The sequence below is a fragment of the Pseudosulfitobacter pseudonitzschiae genome (assembly GCF_002222635.1).
Taxonomy (GTDB): Bacteria; Pseudomonadota; Alphaproteobacteria; order Rhodobacterales; family Rhodobacteraceae; genus Pseudosulfitobacter; species Pseudosulfitobacter pseudonitzschiae_A.
The window spans coordinates 198,483-219,872 of record NZ_CP022416.1 but is presented as its reverse complement, the minus strand read 5'-3'; the positions used below and the strand labels follow the sequence as shown (position 1 = coordinate 219,872).

Genomic DNA, 21,390 nt, shown 5'->3' with positions numbered 1-21,390 from the left:
CCCCGCAGCCGATCTCCATCAACCTGCGTTGCTCACACCCTTGAGGGGCATGTAAAGAACCGGAGCCGAGGACCAGTAACCTTCGACACCAGTGCGGAAAATACCCAGCAGCGGCAGTTGGAACATGAAAACATGCACCGACTGGTCGCTCAGGTATTTCTGACCTTCCTCAAGCAGTTCGTCGCGTTTCGCCGGGTCTGACTCGGTCTCGATCTGGGCCCAAAGCTCGTTGAACTTGGCGTCATCGTAGCCGTAGAAATAACTTGGCCCCCGCGCAAAGTTGCCCATGTCGTTGGGCGAGGTATGCGCGATGATCGTCATGTCATAGTTCTTTTTCTTATAGACCTCGTCGATCCAGAAACCCCATTCGACGTTCTCGACCTTGGCGTCGATTCCCGCTGCGGCCAGTTCGGACTGGATGATTTCGGCAGAGCGTGTGGCATAGGGGAACGGTGGCACGCGCAAGGTCATAGTGGTGCCTTCGACACCTGCTTCGGTGAACATCTGCTTGGCCTTATCCGCGTCATGGGGATAGGCGTCGGTCAGATCGACATAGGCGGTGCCGTGGGGCGGATAGAAGCTGCCGATCGGCACGGCCTGCCCGTACATGGCCCCTTCGATGATCTCGTCGCGGTTGACGGCAGTGGCCACGGCGCGGCGCACTTCAATGTTGTCGAAGGGCGGTTTGGAGTTGTTCATCGCAAGGATAACTTCGCCCTCGGTCGATCCTACATTCACGCGAAAGCGCGGGTCGGCCTCGAATTGGGCCAGCAATTCGGGGGCGGGAAAACCGGGAAAGGCGTCCAGTTCCTCGGCCATCATCGCAGCCGTGGCCGCCGACGGGTCCGAGATAAAGCGGAACTCGACCTTGTCCAGTGCCACGTCGCCCGCATCGCGGTAATCGGGGTTCTTGACCAGCGTCAGACGATCGCCACGCGTCCAGCTGTCAAACTTGAACGGGCCGGTGCCCACGGGACTGGTGGTGTTCGTGTCAGCGGTTTCCGCAGCCACGATGGAACTATCGCCCTGCCCCATGTTGAACAAAAAGAACGCATCCTTGCGCGACAGCTTGATTTCGACGGTTTGCGGATCAACAGCTGTAACCGTTTCGATCGGCTTGAAGATGTCCTTGGAGGGGTTCACGCTTTCTTCGGCCATCGCGCGGTTGAAGGAAAACACAACGTCTTCGGCGTCAAAGCTGGTGCCGTCGTGAAAGATCACGCCCTCGGCCAGCTTGAACGTATATGTCAGCCCGTCTTCTGACACTTCCCAACTGGTGGCAAGGTTAGGCTGCACTTCGCCGTTTTCCGCCACAATGGTCAGGGATTCAAAGACGTTCATCGTCATCATCCCGTCGATGGACGCCGTGGCGTCAGCCGTCGGATCCAGCGAAGTCGGTTCCTGCTGCAAGCCAATAATCAACTGGTCGGCCGCGGCCGCCAAAGGCGACAGGCCCAGACCCAGCGCAATTGTGGTGGCAGTGAAAATTCTCGAAAAGTCAGCCATTTGAACACCCCATGTTCCAAGACAAGATGACGCGAGGCTGCGCGCCCCCGTTCGGCATCAGTCTGCGCAGGGAGACGAGGGTGGTCAATCCTATTGCAACCAAACCGGCAAATCTTCACGAGATTGCCATATTTAGCTCAACCGCGCGAAAAATCTTTATGCCAGCACGGCTTTGATCGCCTGATCCAGATCGGCAATAATGTCGTCCACATGCTCAATTCCAACTGAAATTCGGACCAAGCCAGGCTCGATCCCCATGGCGATCCGCTCTTGCAGCGGGATGTCCAGAAACGCCATCGTTCCGGGCATTTGGGTCGTGGTACGAACCCCGCCCAAGCTGGCGGCAAAGGCACAGAGTTTCAGGTTTTTCAGGATCTGTACGCCCATCTCTTCAGTGGCGACCTTGAACGACATCATGCAACCGAAATCGCGCAACTGGATCTTGGCAGCCGCATGATTGGGGTGCGTTTCAAGTCCGGGATAGAACACACGTTCCACCTGCGGGTGATCGCGCAGCCATGCGGCGATCTTGGCAGCACTTTGGCATTGACGCTCGGCGCGCAGGGCCAATGTCTGCGCCCCGCGCAACAGCAGCCACGCATTGAACGGCGAGATTGGCGCACCCAGTTTGTTCAGCGTGTTCCAGCGGACGTCTTCCAGCCAGTCGGCAGGTAAAATGTCCGATTTTTGTGTGATGACACCGCCCACTGCATCGTTGTGACCGCCGATGAATTTAGTCGCACTTTCCACGACCACATCCACGCCAAAATCATGCGGACGGCAGATGGCGGGTGAGGCGAAGGTATTATCGCAAATCACAACGATGCCATGCGCGTGCGCAAGCGCCACCAACTCGGCCATGGGAGCAACCTTCATCGTCGGGTTGGCAATTGCCTCGAAGTACAGAACCTTGGTTTCGGGGCGGATCGCGGCACGGACGCGGGCCACATCGGTGCAATCCACCAGCGTCACGTCCAGGCCAAAATCACAGGCGCGGTGGTCAAAGAATTCGTGCGTGCTGGAATAGGTCGTAAGATCCGCAATCACGTGATCGCCCGCCTTCATCACCCCGAACAGAGCGTGCGAAATCGCAGCCATCCCCGACGCAGTCGCCAGACAGGCGGTGCCACCAGCCAGCCGGGCGACGTGCTCTTCGAACTGGTATTCCGTCGGATTGCCGCAACGCGAATAGATGTTCACATCCTTGCGCGCACCTTGGGTGATACGGTCATAGGTGTCGCCGCCGTATTCAAAGTTCGCGGACATATAGAGCGGGTAGTTGATGGATAGCGAATACTCTTCCGGCTCGTAAAAGACTGCGAGGCTGGCAAAGTTGAGGTCAGAGTTGTCCATCTTGGATACCTTTGTTTGCCGACGCGCGCGCCGACGGGAATTGAAGAGTGTCAAGCCACCACAGCGTTACAGAACGCGCGACAGGAATTCGCGGGTGCGCGGCGATTGCGGGTTTTCGATCATCTCTTTGGGGTCGCCTTTTTCGACGACCACGCCATCGTCCATAAAAATCAGTTGGTCACCGATCTCGCGCGCAAAGGCGATTTCGTGGGTGACCACCACCATCGTCATGCCGCTTGTCGCCAGATCGCGCATGACGTTAAGTACCTCGCCGACCAATTCGGGGTCCAGCGCCGAGGTGGGTTCGTCAAACAACAGCGCCTTGGGCTTCATCGCCAGTGCGCGGGCTATGGCGACACGCTGTTGCTGGCCGCCCGACAGTTCGCGCGGATAACTTGTCACCTTATCGCCCAGCCCGACCCGGGCCAGAAGCGTCAGCGCATCCGCCTCTGCCTCGGCCTTGTTAATCTTGCGCACGCGCACCGGAGCTTCGATCAGGTTTTCCATAACCGTCATATGCGAGAACAGGTTAAACGATTGGAACAACATGCCGATCTCGGCGCGGCGCTGGCAAACCAACTTGTCCTTCAGCTCGATCAGACGGTCGCCGACCAGATCGTAGCCTACGAAATTCCCATCAATCAGGATGACCCCGCCGCTGAGCTTTTCCAGATGGTTCATGCAGCGCAGAAACGTACTTTTGCCGGAACCCGAAGGCCCGATGATACAGGTCGCGGATCCTTCGGCCACGTCCACATCGACGCCCTTCAGTACTTCGGTCACGCCAAAGCTTTTGCGCACACCGCGCGCAAAAATCATCGAGGTTTCGGGCACGTCAAACCGTGCCCTGTTCAACTTTTGTGCTTCAGACATCGGCGTCGCTCCGGTTTTTACGGCCAAAAATTGCGCGTATCCAAGTGTCGAACAGCGTCTCGTTGGGCTTGTCGCTGCGTCCAAAATACCGTTCGAGAAAGTACTGACCAACCGACATGATGCTGACCACCGCAAGATACCAGGTCGACACAACGATCAGCAGCGGGATCGTCTCGAACGTACGGGCATAAATGCTTTGGGCCGAGTAAAAAAGGTCATCCACGGCGATGAACGTCACCAGCGATGTCATCTTCAGCAGGTTGATCGCTTCGTTGCCGGTGGGCGGCACGACAAAACGCATGGCCTGCGGCAAGGTGATCCGTTTCAGGATCATCCGGTAGGGCATGCCAAGTGCAGTCGCGGCCTCGGCCTGACCAGAGGGCACGGATTTGATGCCTGCGCGAATGATTTCGGCCATGTAGCCCGCCTCGCACAGCGCCAGCGCCACTATCGCCGAAAAGAACGGGGTCATAAAGTCGTTGGTGCGCACCGAAAACACCTCACCCACGAACGGCAGGTTGACCGAAATGTTACTGACCAGCAAGGACAGGTTGAACCAGAAAATCAGCTGAATCAGAGCGGGTACGCCGCGAAAGAACCACACATATGCGCCCGCAAACCCGTTCAAGATTTCACTGCGCGACACCCGCATGATCGCGATGATCGTGCCCAGTATGGTAGCCGTAATCATGATGATCACTGTCAGCAACAAAGTGTTGTACAGCCCGTGCATGATCGACGGATGGAACATATAGCTGCGCGCCACGTCCCATTCGAAGGCCGGATTGACGGCAAAAGCACGGATGATGAAATACATCAACACCAACACCAGTGCCGTCCCGCCCCACAGCCCGTACTGCTTTTGCGGAACTATCTTCAGCGACGTCACTGTATCGGAGGCCGACCGCACCTGTACGTCATTGTTTACGTCATGAGTGCCCATCGGCAGACGTCCTCTAGAGAGTGGAAAGCGCCCGAAATGTCCGGGCGCTTGGTCTCATTAATCTTGACGCAGATCGTCCATCGAACCAACAAAATAAGGTTCGGTGATCGCATAAGCATCCATTCCGTATTTATCCAAAACGGCCTTGTAAGTGCCGTTCTCAAAAACGGCAGCCAGCGCCTGTTGCATCATGTTGGCGGTGTCGGGATCGTCCTTGGCAATGGCCATTCCCAGTGGCGAAACTTCGTAAAGTGTCGGCAGCACGACCAGTTTGCCCTTGCTCTCGACCTCGAAAAAGCTGGAGGCCGTGGCATCATCCAACCGCGCGTCGATACGACCTGAAAGGACCGCCTGAACGATATCCGTGGAGGTGTTGAACACCGACTTATTGACCGTGTCCAAACCGTTGCTGGTGCATTCGGTGTCCAGCTTTTCAACCAGAAAATCCGCAACGCTGCCTGCAGACACGCCGACGGCCTTGCCGCACAGCGGATAGTCTCCGGCAAAGGCTTTGACGTTAGCAGCCAATGTCGACGCAGCGACGCCTGCTTTCAGGAACATCACGAAATCGACCTGCTCCAGACGTTCGGGCGTGGCGGAGAATGTTTCCCATGCGACGCTGAAACGGCCAGCCGCAAGGCCGGGGATCATCGACGGGAACGGCGTGCGCTGAATGTCCAACTCGACATCCATGACGTCGGCGACGGCATTAGCCAGTTCGACGATGATGCCAGCTTGTTCACCGTTTTCGTCCAGATATTCGAAGGGCGCGTAGTCCAGCGTGTTCGCAATCGCTAGTACCCCGCTTTCGGTCACATCCGGCGACACGGTAATGTCCGCGGCAAACACGCTGCCCGGGCTCAGGGCAAGCAAGGCGCCTGCAACGGGTGCAATCAATTTATTGGTCTTTTTCATAATATCCCTCCAAGTTGGAATTGGTGATATGGTATAGAACAATGCGGCAGCCGGTTATGTCGCCTCTGCCGCAGCTTTCTTACGGTAATGATAATTCTTGTCGATCCGCTCCATCAGATAGTCGCGATAAAGGATCGGTTCGTATTTCTCTTGCCCGTCCGGGCCGATGCAGGGTTCAAGCACCTTGATCGTTTCATCCATCGACGGATCGAAAAAGAACGGCTGCGAATACCGCTCGCGGCCCGAGCTGTTGATGACGCGGTGCGGGGTTGACACAAACAGATCGTTTGACCAGCGCGCCAGAATATCGCCCACGTTCATCACAAAAGCACCAGGGATCGGCGGAGCAGCAACCCAATCGCCGTTCTTGTTCAGCACTTCCAAGCCGCCCACATCATCCTGCGCCAGCAGTGTGATAAACCCGTAATCAGTATGCGGGGCAGAACCGAACAAACCGTCCTCGGGCGGCTGCGGCGGATAGTGCAGCAGTCGCAAGAAGGTCGTCGGATCTTCAAAATAACGGTTCAAACTGTCGGCGGGTAGTCCCAGCGAGATTGAAATGGCACTGGCCATCTTGCGGCCCAGCACCGTCATCGCCTCGACGTAGGCTTCAATCGTATCGCGGAACCCCGGCAGCACCTCTGCATCCGGCCACTGGTTAGGCCCCTGCAACGGCAGGCCCGCCACGGCGCCTGGGTCGTCTTCGGCCACTTCGTGCATGAAAAACACGGATTCGCTTTGATTGGGCTTGCTCACCTGCTCGACCGAAGACGTCACAATGGTCGAACCTGCAAACTTCAGATAGCCACGAAAGTTCTTGTTGATCTGTATCTTGGCCTTTTCGTCCTCGGACAAGGCAAAGAACCGTTTGCCCATCGTGCGCACCGCTTCGATCTGCGCGGAGGTGATGGGGTGACCGACGACATACAGAAATCCGGTCCTCTCGAGGTGGCCGCGCATTTCGGCGGCGGTGTCGGCAATGGCACCTTCGTCTGTGCCGTATAGTGCCGATACATCCAGCTTCGGGATTTCGGAAAAATCACCCCGTGCAGTGCCGTTCATTGCAGTCTCCTAGTCTTGTCGATCTTGCCAATAAAATACAGTACTGTATTGTACTCACGGAAGACAAAAAACAGCAACAGTTTTTTGTCAGATCAGGAAGGTCACCCCGATGAGAGCGCGCAAAATCATTATAGACACGGACCCGGGGCATGATGATGCCTTTGCAATCCTGTTCGCTCTTGGCTCGCCCGAAGAACTGGAGGTTGTGGGCATCACAACCGTTGCAGGCAACGTGCCCCTGCCCCTGACATCCCTCAACGCGCTGAAAGTTATCGAGCTGGCAAAGCGTCCTGATGTGCCGGTCTATGCAGGATGCGCCGCACCAATGGTGCGCACGTTGCTAACTGCCGAACACATCCACGGCGAAACCGGTATCGACGGGGCCGAACTGCCGCATCCCGTCGTCCCGCTGCAAAGAGAGCATGCCGTCAACTTCATGGTGCGCACGTTGATGGAGGCCCCCGAGGGCGAAATCACCATCTGCACCCTTGGCCCAATGACCAACGTCGCCATGGCCATGACGATGGAGCCGCGCATAATCCCGCGCATCCGCGAAGTCGTGTTGATGGGCGGAGGCTTTTTCGAAGGTGGCAACACCACGCCCGCAGCCGAGTTCAACATTTTTGTCGACCCTCACGCCGCGCACAAAGTCTTTGCCTCCGGTGTACCGGTCACCATGGCTGGCATTGACTGTACCTATACCGCGCAAATGACACCAGAATGGTTGCAGGACTTACGAAACACCGGCAGCCACGCCGCCGTGCAGGCCGCCAATCTGGCCGACTTCTTCCGCCAGTACGGATCGCACAAATTCCCGACCGAGGCGCGCCCGATCCATGACGCCTGTGTCACCGGCTATCTTCTTGCGCCGGAAATCTACGACCAACGTATGTGCCACGTCACTGTCGATATTTCCTCGCCCGTGACCATCGGCATGACTGTGGTTGACTGGTGGGGCGTCACCGGAAACGACAAGAACTGTAATGTGTTACGGCGGGTGGATGCGGACGCATTCTTTGCCCTTATGCTGGAGCGTATCGGGTCGTTGCCGTGACCGGTCTATGGACATAGCCGAGCAAACATGACAACTTTTACCTCGACCTTCGGGCGTGGAAATAGCAATAAAAGCAAGGGCCTGTTGGCACGTGAGTGAACTTGAAAAAGCAAACAAGCCCGTCAAGGCACCACGCAAAAACCTGTCACGTGATGCCTGGGTCGCCGCGGCACGGAAAGTTCTGGAGAAGCGCGGGATTGCCGAGGTCAAGATCGACGGGCTTGCGCGCAAGCTCAAGGTCACCCGCGGCAGTTTCTATTTTCACTTCAAAAGCCTGAACGACCTGCACGACGAGCTTTTGAATGAATGGCGCTGCGCCAACTGCGCCCCGTTTGTCGCGCTGCGTGAAGCCAGCTATGACGACGGGCTGCAATTGTTCACCGATATTGTGCACGTCTGGGTGGATGAAGCGCCCTTCAGCCCCGCGCTTGACCTTGCCACTCGCGACTGGTCTCGCACTTCGGCGTCATTGGCGCGAGAGGTAGAGGAAAACGACAACTTGCGAATGGTGCTGCTGACAGAGGCCTTTCAAAAGATGGGCTATTCCGAAGACGAAAGCATCGTGCGCGCTCGCATCACCTATTTTCATCAGATCGGCCAATACGCCCTATCTTTCAAGGAAGCCAGAGAGACGCGCGAACAATACCAGCCACTGTTTGGATCGGTCCTATTGGGCCCCCTAGTTGAAGATCCAAACCTCAAAAAGCGCTAGCCCGCCGTTACCCCTCGACCCGCTGCAAGAATTTGCGTAACCGCGCGTCCTTCGGTGCGCCGAATATCTGCGAGGGCGGGCCGCTTTCGACAATCTTGCCACCGTCCATGAACACCACACGATTCGCGATTTCGCGGGCAAACTGCATTTCGTGCGTGACGATCAACATCGTCTGCTTACGCTCGGCCACCGCGCGCATCAGGTCCAGCACTTCACCAACCCATTCGGGGTCCAGCGCCGATGTGGGTTCGTCAAACAGCAGCAGTTCCGCCCCCAGCGCCATCGCGCGGCCAATGCCCACACGCTGCTGCTGCCCACCCGACAGGGCGGACGGAAAGCTGTCGGCCTTGTCCGCCAGACCGGTTTCCGCCAGCACCGCCAGTGCACGTTGTTCCGCCTCGGCGCGGGGGCATTTTTGCACGGTCACCAGCGCCTCCATGATGTTTTCCTTGGCGGTCTTGTTGGCGAACAACCCGTAGTTCTGGAACACCATGCCCGTGCGGCGACGCAGGGCAAGGATGTCTGCCTTGCGCGCGCGGGCGGCATCCACAGTGACATCACCGATGGTGATCACGCCCGCCTGCGGTGCATCAAGAAAGTTCAGGCTGCGCAGCAACGTCGATTTGCCGGTGCCCGAGGGGCCAATCACCACCACCCGTTCGCCGTCGGCAATATCCAGATCAATGTGATCCAGCACAGGTGCAGCGCCAAAATGTTTGGTCAGGCCACGAATGCTGATCATCGGACAAATGCCTTGTTCAAATGGGTTTCCAGCCGTTTCTGCCCCTGACTCAGGACTTCGACGATGATCCAGTAAATAATCGCCACCACAAGAAAGGCTTCGAAATACAGGAAACTGCCTGCCGCTTCTTTCTGCGCGGCACCCATCATTTCGGTGACCCCCAGCGTAAAGGCCAGCGAGGTGCCCTTGATCATGTCGATAAAGTAATTGACCAGCGTGGGCGCCGCGACACGGGCCGCTTGGGGCAGAATAATCCGCCACATCATCTGGCCTTGGGTCATGCCGATGGATTGCGCAGCCTCCCACTGGCTGCGGTCCACGCCCAGAATTGCGGCGCGGATCGACTCGGCCATATAGGCCGAAAAGTGCAGCGTCAGCCCCATAATGGCCGCTGTCACCCCGTCAATCTGCGTCAGAAATGGCAACACCTGCGGCAAGCCGAAGTAGAACAGGAACAGTTGCACCAACAGCGGCGTGCCGCGGAAAAAGCTGATGAACAGCACCACGAACCAATCCAGCACCGGCACTTTTGCCACCCGCTCGACCGCCAGCAATGCACCAAGAATCAGCGCAAGTACCATCCCCGCGCCAGCCATGAACAGCGTCAACGGTACATAGCCCAGAATAACGGGCACCAGCCCCAGCATGTAGTCAAGGTCAAGTGCCCGCATAGGTCATTCCGCCGTGGTAATGTCGGTGCCGAACCACTTCTGCGAGATCTCGGCCAGCGTGCCATCCTCTCGCAATGTGGTCAGCGCCGCATCGACACGGTCGCGCAGCGCGCGGTCAGCGTCGGTATCGCGGAACGGCAGCGCGTTGCGGATTTCCGAGAACGGCTGTCCGGCCAGTTGCAACGGCAGCGGGCTTTCCTTGATCAGTTGTGCCGACGACACCCGATCCATCACAAAGGCGTCCACACGCCCAAGGGCCGTGTCCTGCGCGATGTTGGATTCGTAGGTCTTGACCGTAATCTCGTCAGCATAGGGCAGCGCGTTCAACAGCTGTTCAAAGTTCGACCCGAGGTTGACCGCAACAGTTTTGCCGCGCAGGTCTTCGATGCCACCGATTTCCTCGTTGCCCGCCTTGGTCACCACTTGCGCGCCGTCAAAGACATATGGCGCACTAAAGGCGAATTTTGCCTCGCGCTCCAGCGTGATGGTGATCTGGTTGGCGATGGTGTCGATACGGCCTGCGTCCAGCGCGCCTATCAGCCCCGAAAACGCCATCGTTTCAAATTCGACAGTCAGTCCGGCCTGTTCGCCGACTGCATTCATCACGTCGACTTCGAACCCCTGCAATTCGTCCTGCTTGACGAAGGTAAACGGGAAATAGCCCCCCGACATGCCGACACGCAGCGTGTCGGTGTCCTGTGCGATGGCGGTGCCGCCCCATGTGACGGTAAGTGCCGTGGCCGCGATAATCTGTTTCAGCATTTCGTTTACTCCTGTAACCCTTGACCCCCAAATGTCATTGGGCATCATCCGCTTCAATACGCATCACAAATGAGGGACGTTTGTCCGGCCCAACGCTTGCCCGCAAATGGCTGTTCCTTTGGCGCGTCCAGATGGGAATAGCTTCCCGCCACTGACCGGCTTTGGGAACGGCGTTCTCCTGGCAAGGTCTGAAATGCACGGAAACAGAACGGATATGCGAAAATTGCATGGCTGAGCGGGCGTGCCGGAACACCCGTCGGGACGCGCCAAACTCAGGCATCGCCCGATCCCACACCCGCATCCTCAAGCATTTCCCGATCGGGAAGGTCGCGCAGGCTTTGCAGATCGAACGCCACAAGAAATTGCTCTGTCGTCACAAAGGTATAGGGCGCGCCGCGGCGCGGGCTGCGTGGACCGGTGGCAATCAGGTTTTGCGCGTGCAGCCGCCCGATCAGATCGCGGTTAATCTCTTTGCCAAAGATGTCCTTTAACCCGTCCCGCGTGACCGGCTGGTGATAGGCGATGGCGGCCAGCACTGCGATGTCAAAGTCGTTCAGATCCTGAAACAGATCGCCCACATCCGCCGCCGCACGGATCGCGGGAGCATAGATCGGGCGGGTACGCAGAAACCATCCGTCCCCCGCCTTTGCCACCTCGAATGCGCGGCCTTCCAGATCAGCGCTCAGGTCTTCGATCAGCAGATCAACTGAAACGTCCTGTCCGACCACCCGTGCCAGATCATCGCGCGACACAGGTCTGGACGATGCGAACAACACCGCCTCGATCCGGCGCATCCATTCGCGCCATCGCAGGTCGGGGCTCAGGTCTTCCAGGGCGCGGTCCAGCGGTTGTGCCATCTCAGACTCCGTACAACCGGAACGTATCACGTCCGGTCAGTTCGCGCACAACACCCAGATCGACCAGCCGGTCACACAACCGCCGCGCCGCGCGGTCGGGCAAGGGCAGCGCGGCAGGGGCCACCGCATCGCGTGTCAGGAACATATCCACCGCCGCCCCTGCCCCCCTGGCGCGCAGCTTTGGCACAATGGCTTTCAGACGGTGCGCACGGCGGGTGGTTTCGGCGGCGCGGCGCACCGTGTCAGTGGCCGACGCCACAATCGTACGGTGACAGGCCAGCCGCAGGTCGTCCCCTGTTTGGTGCAGATCGCGCGGGGTCAGCCCAGCGGCCAGCAGTGGCACCATTCTGCCCCAACCCAACGCACGCGCCAGCGCCGCATCGGCCAAAATCATCGCCTCCGCCTCGGCGCGCGGGGCCTCTTGCAAGACAGTCTCCAGCACAGATGCCGCCTGAGACACGGCACGCCCACGCCCCGCATCAAGCCAGCTTGCGATGTCGTGAATGCTCCATTCCGGCAACGCCTTGTGCAGCCCCCGCCCCGAAAGCGGCTGCACCACAGCCTGCCGCCACATCTGATAAATCGCGCCCGCTGGACCCGGCTGATCGCCCGGACGCAGCAAATGCACCGCATCACGCAAATCCGCCGCACGCTCGGGGCGGCCCGTATGGACAACACACGCCTCGGCGGCCCACAGCGCCAAACGATCCCTGAGCAAGGCATGTGGAACATCATCCTGTGTGACCACAAGATGCAGCACCGACAGTGCAGCGCCCGACAAAAACGCCGCATCTTCAAGCGTCTCTGCGCGCCCCGAGGAAATCCAAGGTGGCATCAATGGAAGAGTATCCACAAAAGAACCAATATCTATCGGGGTATTTTTCATTCCGGCACCCTACGTCACAACGGCGCTTGCTTCCAGAAAATAGCAGCCAAAGCGCCCTAGTTACGCGATGAAAGAAGCACGCAACGAACTGATGGCTGGACACAGCTCAGGTGCCAAGCGGTATTAATGATGCTGCCAAAGGGCCAGCTTGTCACCGGTTGGATCAGCGTTACTCCGATTTTATCATCATTGGTCCGGAAAGTATCAGCGCGATAAGGTCGGCTTGGCGGTGTGTGCCCGTCTTTTCGAACAGGTTGCGCATGTGAAAAGCAATTGTTGTTTGCGAGACGCCAAGTTCGGCGGCGACATCTGCCTTGCGCGCACTGCTGGCCAAGGCACCTGCGATGCGCGCCTCGGTTGGGGTCAGGTCATACAAGTCAATCAGGACCGCCTCTGACACACGCCGGCGGTTCGGTGACGCCAGAAAAAGCGCGACACAGGGCTGTGCGGGCCCGACGTCATTGCGATTTGGCAAAGCACAGGCCAGCGCCGAGACATTCGGCGCGTCCTGCCCTCCGTGAAGCAAGACACCCACCACCTTTTCGGCACCGGCTTGCGCGGCCTGCAATGTGCCGGCAATCGCCTGCTGCAACTCCCGGTCTGACAGCGGGTCAATGGCGTGGACACTTGCTGTATCGAAGCGGATAAAATCAATTGCAGCCGCCATCTCATGTGCCGCGCGGTTGATATGAACCGGTCTGCCTTGTGCGTCGACCAGCACGATCCCCAAGGACATAAGATCGAGCGCCTGTTCGACGCCATCGCCGGACAACCCGCCAAGCGCGGTGCGCAAAGTCGAAAGTTCATCGTCATGACGGTTGCGGATGCGATCGACCTGTCGCAAACGGGCCCCGACGGTGGCCAGCATCAGGTCATAGTCCACCGGCTTGACCAGATAGTCATCTGCCCCCAGAAGCTTGCCTTGCACAACCTCGCGCGGTTCGGACAGGGCTGTCAGAAAAACAAAGGGTGTCATGGACAGTTCCGGACGTTGACTGCGCAGCGCACTAAGCACGCCATAGCCATCAAGACCCGGCATGGTGATGTCACAAAGCAGCAGGTCCGGCGTGTTGTTGTTCAGAAGATCAAGAGCACCCTGCCCATCGCTGGCGGCAAGGGTACGATAGCCGGCATCGTTGAGTTCCTCGACAAGGTCACGGCGCAGGGCATCTTCGTCTTCGACCACAAGGATCAGCGCGGGCTGCGTTTCATGTGTCATTTGCGGGGCTCTTGAATCGGGGCAACGTCAGACGAAAGGTCGTTGTTTCGCACGCGGGCTGCAAGGTCACGTCACCACCCTGCATCCGCGCCAAGGTGCGCGCAATGAACAGACCAACGCCGGTTCCCGCACTGCCAATGCTGTTTGAACCGCGATAGTTGCGATCAAATATCTGCGCGCGGTCCTCCAAGGGGATCGGTTTTCCCGCATTGCATACATCAACGTACAGATAATCGTCTTCTGCGTACGGGATCACCTCGACGGGCGTGCCATAGGCCCCGTATTTGACGGCATTTGACACGAGGTTTTCCAACACCTGTTCGGCATGGGCAGGGTCGCAGAACGCCAGAACCTGACCGTGTTGCGGATTGCTTGCAATAATCTGCCGGTCAGGGGCGGCTACGCGCTGGCGGGCGCAGACCGATTGAATGGCGGCGTTCAAATCACAAGCCACCCTATGCGCTCCGATTTGGCCTGCGTCCAGCCGCGCGGCCTCCATCGTACTGCCCACCAACCGTGTCAGCCCGTCAATGGCATCTCTGGCGCGGGTGGCGCGTTCGGTAACCTCTGCCGGTGTGGCGCGTGCGCCGCGCCGGATCAACCGTTGCAAAGAAGAATCCGCAACCGCCAGAGGCGTTCGAAACTGATGTGACACCATCGCCGCAAAGTTGCGGTAAAGATCAGCCGCCGACCGCTCGCGTTGCAGCGCATTGTCCAGATCGCGGGTGCGCTCGGTCACCAGTTCTTCCAGCCGGTCGCGATCCTGCGCGTCTTGCTGCTGGGCCGCATACCGGTCTGTGGCATCCGTCAGGAACAAGATCGCGCCCAACGTCTCGCCTTCGTTGCGCAAGGGAAAGAACCGCAGATCCACATGCAGGGGGTTTTCCTGATCCGGCTGAAACAGCGGTTGCAACCTGAGTTGCGCCGTTTTCCCCGCAAGCGCGCGCTGCAAACCTTGCCGGACGGGGGCAACGTCGAAAAAGCCCGAAAGCTCTGCCAGAAGACGGCCCACGGCCTGTTCGGTTGATCTGCCCAGCAAGGCGCCCATCGCATCGTTCCAAAGGGTACATCGGCCCGCATGATCAACCGCAAGAATACCTTCTCCGCTGGACGAGATCAGCAATCCCGAAAAGTCACGCTCGCGCCGGAGCATGTCATTCTGCCGGTGCGATTGACGCAGTGCCAGCACCAGTGTCACCATCAGGATGCCACCGGCCAACATAATCCCGATCAAAGACGCAATGGTCTGGCGCAACTGATCGCGGTAATCTTCCAGCCGACCGCCCAATCCGTCCCATTCCGCGATCATTGCCACATTTGCCGCCCTGCCAAACTGACGCGGCAGCGGTGCCAGCGCGGCCCGCAGTCGCGGCCCATCGGCGGGCGTGAAATCGGTGACCATCGGTTTTGCGGCTTGCAGCATGGCGGTCAGCTCATCCAGTTCGTCATCATATCCGATCCGTTCGACAAACCGGCGCTGCGGTCCGTCGTTCAGCAGGGCGACCCGACTGACAAGAATGTCGAACCGCAACGAAAGGGCGTCATTGTCCACCTCACCCAGTTCGGCCAGCGCAACGGTCTCGGTCAGACGCAGGGCAGCCACCTCGCTTTGATGTAGCACCCAGAGCATGTTCTGCTCGGCGTCGACCCGCATCGCGTTTTCAACCTCGAACATACGGATCAGCGAGAATGTCATCAGAATGGCAAAGACGATGACAGCAACCAAAGGCAGGCTCAGGCCGATGACAGGTTTGCCCAGCCGGATCATCGCACCTCGAGCTGGTAAAGTTGCCAGACCCAACGGTAATCATACCGGATATCTTGCAGCGCCTCGTGGTCGTCGCGGGGATAAACAATCCAAAGCGGCCCCTTATCGTCACGGTCAAGCGGGATGCCGTCCATGCTGTGCGCGGCGATCACATCAAAATCATAGAAGTCGGCCATTGGAATTTCCACGACATAGTCGTTCAATGCGATGGCGGTGACAGTTTCGCCCTTTGCGCCAAGCTGGTCCAGAAGATCACGCATCAGAAAACCGGTAAAGCTGTGCTGCCCATCGGTGACAACGGTCGAAGTGACAAGTTCGACCGTTGGCAACCCCGACAATGCATCCTGATCAAGGGTGACCGAGCCGCCAGAAATCTGGCCCGACACATGCAGCGCCATATGCTCCTGAGCGGTCACAGCGGTGGCACCTGCGACCACCAACCCTGCAAAAACCAGCGTTGTCTGTGTCAACATGTCGGTCTTCCCCTTGTGGTGCCCCGAGCATGTTGCGGCCTGTGGGCAGTCATCCGTTACATGGCAGCAAAAATTTTGGCGCGCCCCGTCTAAACGAACGGGGCAGACCCGACGCTGCCGTGCAATCATTACCCTGCAACCCGCGCAATTCAAGCGGGTCACAATATCGCGCGACGGACTTTTCGCGTGCGGTCACTTGATTAAATCCGGTGCTTCGCGTGTCACATCGGCACATACCGCGACGGTATCGGCAAAAAGTTATTCTACGGTCGCGGCCCAGTGGGGATTGTACCACTGGACCGCATTATTTCGTCAGATTCAAACAGAGAACTTCAAAAAAAGGAACGCAGATGTGGGACTTTAGCATGGGCAACGCGATGCGAATGATGCTGCAGACGCTGCCGTTCATCCTTTTGCGCATGGCCGTCTACTTTGGCATCACCCTTGGGTATATTCTGGTTACGGGTATTGGCGCAGGTGTCGGCTATGGTGTGGGTGGCTTTGGCGATGAAAGCTTTCGGGCCGGTACGACCTTTTGGGGCGGGTTCGCGGGCTTTGGCATTTTCGGGGCGCTTATGTACTGGGCGCGTGAATACATTCTTTATATCGTCAAGGCGGGCCATATCGCCGTTCTGATCGAATTGATTGACGGCAAACCGATGCCCGAGGGCCGAAGCCAGATCAACCATGCAACCGATGTGGTAAAAGAACGGTTTCCACAGGCCAGCGTGTTGTTTGCCATTGATCAGTTGATCAAAGGTGTGATCCGCGCGATCACCGGACTTGCCCGTGGCATTCTGACGATCTTGCCAGTTCCCGGCGTGCAGCAACTGGCCACGATCCTGTCTGCATTCCTGCGCGTCGCCGTCGGGTTTATCGACGAGGTGATCCTTGCTTATGCGATCCGCACGCAATCCACCAATGCGTGGATGTCCGCCAAACAGGCGCTTGTGCTCTATGGGCAAAACTACAAGGTGATGCTGAAAAATGCCGCGTGGCTGGCGCTGTTTGTCTACGGGCTTAGCTTTCTGGTATTCCTGCTGATGCTCGCCCCGGCGGCACTGGTTGTCTATCTGATGCCCGGTGCGTGGGCGGCAGGGGGCCTGGTCTTTGCGCTTCTCTTTGCGTGGAGCGTCAAGGCAGCATTGTTGGAGCCATTTGCAATCGCGTGCATGATGCAGGTCTATTTCAAGGTCATCGAAGGTCAGCAGCCCAATCCCGAATGGGAAGCCAAGCTAGAACAGATGTCCGGCAAATTCCGCAAGCTGAAGGACCGCGCACTTGGCGCGGCAGATGCAACGCCGACAGATGCCCAGAGCGGGCAACCAGCATAGCGTGATTGGCAAAGCCGCGCCGTAGAACCAACCGGCCTGACCCGCGACCTGAAAAGCCGACATGCCAATGTCGGCCATCACTTCGGGGTGTGGTGCCGTTTATTGTTGCCGACCTTGTTCGGTTGCGCATCCTCTGTCTGCAGATGAACCGATGCGCAACGGTGCAAACAGATGTCGTGCTGCGCAACCCTAAGCGTCGCCCAGATCAACGGGGCCATGTTCGGCGTAAACGTCGCCGGGACCGGGATTTGTGGGGTGGGATCGGCCACCCAAGTGGTTCATCACGCCCCAAACTGCGTTCAGCGCGGTTTGAACCGCCCCTTCGACCCATGCGGGGGTCCAACTGATGCCATCACCGGCCAGAAACAGCCCGCGCTGTTCGGGCGGCATATGCGACTGTTCAAAATGCCCGTACATCCGGTGATTGTACCGGTAATGCCCCGGCAGAGCCCCTTTGAACGCGCCCAGAAAGTTCTCGTCGCTTTCCCAACTGACAGTGATCGGGTTGCCGATGATGTGTTTGGCAATATCGACCTTCGGATAAATCTTGCGCAGAGCATCGAGTGCAAGGTCGACCCGCTTTTCAACCGGCAGCGGCTCCATCTTCAGAGCGTCCGACATCCATGAATAGGTCAGGCACATCACCGCAGGTTCATTCGGCCCGTCTTCGAACAGATAGGTGCCGCGGGTCATACGGTCGGTCAGGGTAACGCTCATGACTTCGCGGCCTGTATCGGGGTCGCGGTCGCGCCAGAAGGGACGGTCGACCATCACAAAGGTCTTGGACGACTGCATATAGCGTGTGCGGTCCAGTGCCATCCACATTTCCTGACTGAGCAAGCGTTCCTCGAAGTCCATCGAGGTGGTCATCAGCCAGCTTTGGCAGGTGCTGATCAGTGCATCGAACTGTTCAACACGCCCCCAACGGTCGGTCACCACGAAGGGGTCATCGCTGCCTTGTTTACGGACCTTGACCACGCCCGCACGGGTCGAGCCGCCGTGCAGTTTCTCCAGCGTCATTCCTTCGGGCCAATGCACCATCTTTTCAGGGGTGCGGGTCCACAAACCCCGTGGCACCTGTTCGACACCGCCGACCATATAATGCTGGTCGTCATCCAGACCCAGCAGGTTCACGCGCAAAATTTCCAGCATCGAGTTGGGAAAATCACTGTCCCAGCCGCCGGTGCCAAAGCCGACCTGACCAAAAACTTCGCGGTGGCGAAAGGACAGTTTCCGGAACGCATCGGACGAGGCGATGAAGTCGTAAAAGCTGCGGTCGTCCCATGCGCGGGCGATCGGGTTCCACAGCTCTTTCACCAGCGCCGCATCACGGTTCTTGATGGCAGCTTGCAGCGCACTGAACTGGGCGTGGTCCTCCAGCGCTTGCTGATAGGCAGCACCCACCTCGCGGAACAGCGGCGGCAGATCATCGATGGTTTCGGCATAGAGCGTCTCGCCCGCAAGGTCGATGACAGTCGATCCGGCGGCTTTGGTCAGCGGGTTCGGAAAGGGGCGTGTTTCGATGCCCAGCATGTCCACATAGCTGTAAAATGCAGTGGACGAGAGCGGGAAGCGCATACCGCCCAGTTCGGCAATGGCCTTGCTGGTGCCCTCAAAACGCTGGCTGCGCAACCTGCCGCCGAACTGGCCGGATTCAAAAACCACGGGGCGCAGGCCCAGTTTCATCAACTCATAAGCGCAGATCACGCCCGAAATACCCGCGCCGATTATGCCCACGGTACGACCGTGGCTTTCGGCAGGTACCGCCCCCAGACCTGCGGGATTGTTGATCCAATCATCAAACGAAAAGGTAAAATCGGGACCGAATGCGGTGACTTGCGGGGCGGGTCTGTCTTCAGGTGTCATCGCGGGCGGTTCTCTGTACGGTTCGGTTGTAAATCTCGGGGCGCCGGTCGGTCAGATAGCGCACGGCCTGTCTGGTTTGCGCTATTTCGGACCGGTCAAGATCGGCCACGATCAGCCCCGGCCCCCTGCCCGCCCGCGCAACATCGCGGCCATCGGGTCCGCATACACACGACAGCCCGCAATAATCAAACGCAGCTTCGGTGCCGCAATAGTTGGCATAGACGACGAACAGTCCGTTTTCTTCGGCGCGGGCGGGAACCAGTCTGGTGGCAACGCTGTCGTATGGGATCATATTGGCAGTCGGGGTCAGGACCAGTTCGGCCCCGCCCAGGGCATAGGCGCGGGTCAGTTCGGGGAATTCGATATCATAGCAAATGGCCAACGCAACCTTCCAGCCATGCCACAAGATCACCGGCGCGCGCGCGTCACCCGCCTGAAACTGTGCGCGGTCCACATCGCCATAAAGATGTGTTTTGCGGTAGTTTGCGATGCGGTTGCCTGATTGGTCGATCAATTGCACAGAGTTAAAGGCCGCCCCGCCATCGGGGTCTTTTTCGGGATAGCCATACAAGATCGCCAAACCGTTGCGGCGGGCGATTTCTGCGACACGTTCGGCGCTGGGGCCAGTGACAGGCTGTGCCAGTTGCTGCACCCGTGCCGCACCGATGTTGTAGCCCGTCAAGTACATCTCTGGCGTCACCAGCAGATCGCAGTCTGCCGCCTTTGCCTTGGCCGCATGGTCCTCCAGAAGGTCCAGACTGCCCGCCACATCCGACGCCAGAGGTGCAATCTGCATACATGCTATTCTCACGCGGGTCTCCTTTGCCTGTTCAAGCGCGCAGCTTTGATTGCCCCCGCAAATGTGCGGGGGTGTCCAAGTGTTGCTACATTTGTGCTTCCGTATCCAGCGGCCAAATAGGGCGACGCACGTTGACATAGGGACGACGGCTCATTTGCGGAGTCGAGAGCGCGCCGCTGTCGCAGACGATCACCTTACCAGCGATCGGTTCGAATGCGGCACGGAAGTGCTGCATCGACTTCAGCGCGACAACTGATTTTTCTTCGGGCTGGATACCAAAGGTTTTGAACTGTTGCAGGTCCAGCATCTGATCGCGTTCCGTGACCACCAGAATATCGACACCCTCAACACGCAAAACCGCCGTGGGGCCAAAACTGCGGTGCAGCCCGCCCATCATCGGGCCATCACCGATCAGCTGTCCATCAGAGATGTGGCGGATCTCGCCTGTCAGTTCCAATGGCCCGCCGCCGAATGCAGGATCGTTCTTGCCGCCCAGCGACAGGGTCACGGTGTCGCCGATGCTGTGTTTACACAACATTTCGGCGGCTTCGGGGTCGATCATCGGAGCGAAGGTTGCATTTTCCAGACCTGCGTCAAGCATCGCGGCCAACAGGTTTGTGGCATCGCCATAGGCGCCCGAACCGGGGTTGTCGGCATAATCCGCAATTACCAATGGCCCTTGGGCGGTGTCGAATGATTTAGCGACCGCACAGGCCGCCTCGACGCTCAGAAAGTCGTTGGCGATACTGTTGCGGGCCTGCCATATCTCGGTTGCGATCTGTTGGGAAATCTCTTGCGCACGGTCCTCTGCGCCGTCGGTTTTGGCGTCATAGGTGACCAGAACCGTGGGCCCCATGTGCTGGATGTCTGCATCGCTAAACCCCGCGTTGATCGAGACACAGTGAATGCCCGGTTCGGCCTCGTGTTCCAGTGCGCGTGCGTAGAGCGGCACAATCGGGCCAACATCGGTGCGGCCACCATTCGGATCGTCCAACATCGGACAATGGGCGCGGCGGGTTTTAGGGCTGATTTTTCCGGCCATCGTCGCGTTCAGAATATGGCCCGCCTGCCGCCCGCGTTCGCGCAAATCGATGTGGGGATAGGTTTTATAGGACACGATAATATCGGCCAGTTCGACCATCTGCGGCGTGACATTACAGTGCAGGTCCAGCGTTGTGGAGATGGGCATAGCCGGCCCCACGATATCGCGCAGACGTTGCAGTAATTCGCCCTCTCCGTCCTCGCAAAACTCGGTGACCATCGCACCGTGCAAGGCCAGCAGGATACCATCAAGGCTGTCTTTATGCTTTTGGGCAGCGGCACAGATTTTGTCGGAAACATAGTCAAAGGCGTGTTTGGACACCTTGGAACCCGGAACCGCATAGGCAGAGATCACATGCATCATGTCCCAGCCTGCTTCAGTCGCGACATCCTGAAAGCCTGCCAATCCGGTGTTGGTGTCACACAGACGGTCCAGTGCTGCATCGCCTTCCAGCAGCACATCAACCTCGAAATTGTGCAATTCGGTCAGGCCCTTTTTGAAGGTATTGCTTTCATGGATAAATTCGGCAGTAAGGACACGGTGCGTCATGATG

At 58.4% G+C, this 21,390-nt stretch carries 20 protein-coding genes; 3 read left to right on the top strand and 17 right to left on the bottom strand.

All coding sequences use genetic code 11. From position 1 onward, the window contains the following. Window positions 1-18 precede the first annotated feature (18 nt). The 6 genes from SULPSESMR1_RS18640 to SULPSESMR1_RS18615 all read right to left on the bottom strand — a co-directional run bounded on the left by SULPSESMR1_RS18640 (window position 19) and on the right by SULPSESMR1_RS18615 (window position 6,652). Window positions 19-1,506 (bottom strand): ABC transporter substrate-binding protein, encoded by a 1,488-nt coding sequence (locus SULPSESMR1_RS18640; protein WP_089422573.1) that lies wholly within the window; start codon window positions 1,504-1,506, stop codon window positions 19-21. A gap of 156 nt (window positions 1,507-1,662) precedes the next feature. After that, on the bottom strand, window positions 1,663-2,859 hold the full coding sequence (locus SULPSESMR1_RS18635; protein ID WP_089422572.1) for a trans-sulfuration enzyme family protein: 1,197 nt from the start codon (window positions 2,857-2,859) through the stop codon (window positions 1,663-1,665). A 66-nt stretch (window positions 2,860-2,925) separates the two neighbouring features. Beyond that, window positions 2,926-3,732 carry an amino acid ABC transporter ATP-binding protein gene (locus tag SULPSESMR1_RS18630; RefSeq protein WP_089422571.1) on the bottom strand — a complete coding sequence of 269 codons (807 nt, stop codon included), beginning with the start codon at window positions 3,730-3,732 and terminating at the stop codon, window positions 2,926-2,928. Then, window positions 3,725-4,675, bottom strand: a complete 951-nt coding sequence (locus SULPSESMR1_RS18625) for an amino acid ABC transporter permease (protein WP_089422570.1) — start codon at window positions 4,673-4,675, stop codon at window positions 3,725-3,727. The genes SULPSESMR1_RS18630 and SULPSESMR1_RS18625 overlap by 8 nt, the downstream gene beginning before the upstream one ends. A gap of 57 nt (window positions 4,676-4,732) precedes the next feature. Further along, window positions 4,733-5,590: an ABC transporter substrate-binding protein gene (locus tag SULPSESMR1_RS18620; protein WP_089422569.1), complete on the bottom strand. Its 858-nt coding sequence runs from the start codon at window positions 5,588-5,590 to the stop codon at window positions 4,733-4,735. Between the two features lie 54 nt (window positions 5,591-5,644). Then, window positions 5,645-6,652: an isopenicillin N synthase family dioxygenase gene (locus SULPSESMR1_RS18615; protein ID WP_089422568.1), complete on the bottom strand. Its 1,008-nt coding sequence runs from the start codon at window positions 6,650-6,652 to the stop codon at window positions 5,645-5,647. 109 nt (window positions 6,653-6,761) lie between these two features. Here SULPSESMR1_RS18615 and SULPSESMR1_RS18610 point away from each other — a divergent pair, with 109 nt between their 5' ends. Then, complete coding sequence (locus tag SULPSESMR1_RS18610) at window positions 6,762-7,706, top strand: nucleoside hydrolase (RefSeq protein WP_089422567.1); 945 nt, start codon at window positions 6,762-6,764, stop codon at window positions 7,704-7,706. Between the two features lie 91 nt (window positions 7,707-7,797). Continuing rightward, on the top strand, window positions 7,798-8,418 hold the full coding sequence (locus SULPSESMR1_RS18605; protein ID WP_198362909.1) for a TetR/AcrR family transcriptional regulator: 621 nt from the start codon (window positions 7,798-7,800) through the stop codon (window positions 8,416-8,418). Window positions 8,419-8,425: 7 nt separating this feature from the next. Here the strand turns inward: SULPSESMR1_RS18605 and SULPSESMR1_RS18600 are convergent, their stop codons facing one another. The 8 genes from SULPSESMR1_RS18600 to SULPSESMR1_RS18565 all read right to left on the bottom strand — a co-directional run bounded on the left by SULPSESMR1_RS18600 (window position 8,426) and on the right by SULPSESMR1_RS18565 (window position 15,796). After that, a complete protein-coding gene (locus tag SULPSESMR1_RS18600; RefSeq protein ID WP_089422566.1) occupies window positions 8,426-9,160 on the bottom strand; it encodes an amino acid ABC transporter ATP-binding protein in 735 nt (244 codons plus the stop codon). Beyond that, a complete protein-coding gene (locus tag SULPSESMR1_RS18595; protein ID WP_089422565.1) occupies window positions 9,157-9,831 on the bottom strand; it encodes an amino acid ABC transporter permease in 675 nt (224 codons plus the stop codon). Before SULPSESMR1_RS18595 ends, SULPSESMR1_RS18600 begins: the two co-directional genes overlap by 4 nt. A 3-nt stretch (window positions 9,832-9,834) precedes the next feature. Next, entirely contained in the window at window positions 9,835-10,593 is a 759-nt protein-coding gene (locus tag SULPSESMR1_RS18590; RefSeq protein WP_089422564.1) for an amino acid ABC transporter substrate-binding protein, read from the bottom strand. Window positions 10,594-10,865: 272 nt separating this feature from the next. Continuing rightward, window positions 10,866-11,450 carry an SMC-Scp complex subunit ScpB gene (scpB, locus tag SULPSESMR1_RS18585; RefSeq protein WP_089422563.1) on the bottom strand — a complete coding sequence of 195 codons (585 nt, stop codon included), beginning with the start codon at window positions 11,448-11,450 and terminating at the stop codon, window positions 10,866-10,868. Window position 11,451: 1 nt separating this feature from the next. Beyond that, complete coding sequence (locus SULPSESMR1_RS18580) at window positions 11,452-12,336, bottom strand: DUF1403 family protein (protein ID WP_240311348.1); 885 nt, start codon at window positions 12,334-12,336, stop codon at window positions 11,452-11,454. A gap of 169 nt (window positions 12,337-12,505) precedes the next feature. After that, the gene (locus tag SULPSESMR1_RS18575) at window positions 12,506-13,555 is read right to left on the bottom strand and encodes a response regulator (protein WP_089422562.1); all 1,050 of its coding nucleotides are present in this window, start codon (window positions 13,553-13,555) and stop codon (window positions 12,506-12,508) included. Beyond that, entirely contained in the window at window positions 13,545-15,323 is a 1,779-nt protein-coding gene (locus tag SULPSESMR1_RS18570) for a sensor histidine kinase (protein ID WP_089422561.1), read from the bottom strand. Before SULPSESMR1_RS18570 ends, SULPSESMR1_RS18575 begins: the two co-directional genes overlap by 11 nt. After that, window positions 15,320-15,796: a molybdopterin-dependent oxidoreductase gene (locus SULPSESMR1_RS18565; RefSeq protein ID WP_089422560.1), complete on the bottom strand. Its 477-nt coding sequence runs from the start codon at window positions 15,794-15,796 to the stop codon at window positions 15,320-15,322. Before SULPSESMR1_RS18565 ends, SULPSESMR1_RS18570 begins: the two co-directional genes overlap by 4 nt. A gap of 350 nt (window positions 15,797-16,146) precedes the next feature. Here SULPSESMR1_RS18565 and SULPSESMR1_RS18560 point away from each other — a divergent pair, with 350 nt between their 5' ends. Next, window positions 16,147-17,130, top strand: coding sequence for a hypothetical protein (locus SULPSESMR1_RS18560; protein WP_089422559.1), 984 nt, complete (start codon window positions 16,147-16,149; stop codon window positions 17,128-17,130). 189 nt (window positions 17,131-17,319) lie between these two features. Here the strand turns inward: SULPSESMR1_RS18560 and SULPSESMR1_RS18555 are convergent, their stop codons facing one another. From SULPSESMR1_RS18555 to SULPSESMR1_RS18545, 3 genes are all read right to left on the bottom strand, one after another. Further along, window positions 17,320-18,996, bottom strand: coding sequence for a flavin monoamine oxidase family protein (locus SULPSESMR1_RS18555; RefSeq protein ID WP_089422558.1), 1,677 nt, complete (start codon window positions 18,994-18,996; stop codon window positions 17,320-17,322). Next, window positions 18,986-19,807: a carbon-nitrogen hydrolase family protein gene (locus SULPSESMR1_RS18550; protein WP_089422557.1), complete on the bottom strand. Its 822-nt coding sequence runs from the start codon at window positions 19,805-19,807 to the stop codon at window positions 18,986-18,988. The genes SULPSESMR1_RS18555 and SULPSESMR1_RS18550 overlap by 11 nt, the downstream gene beginning before the upstream one ends. 73 nt (window positions 19,808-19,880) lie before the next feature. Continuing rightward, window positions 19,881-21,386, bottom strand: coding sequence for a M81 family metallopeptidase (locus SULPSESMR1_RS18545; RefSeq protein ID WP_089422556.1), 1,506 nt, complete (start codon window positions 21,384-21,386; stop codon window positions 19,881-19,883). Window positions 21,387-21,390 lie beyond the last annotated feature (4 nt).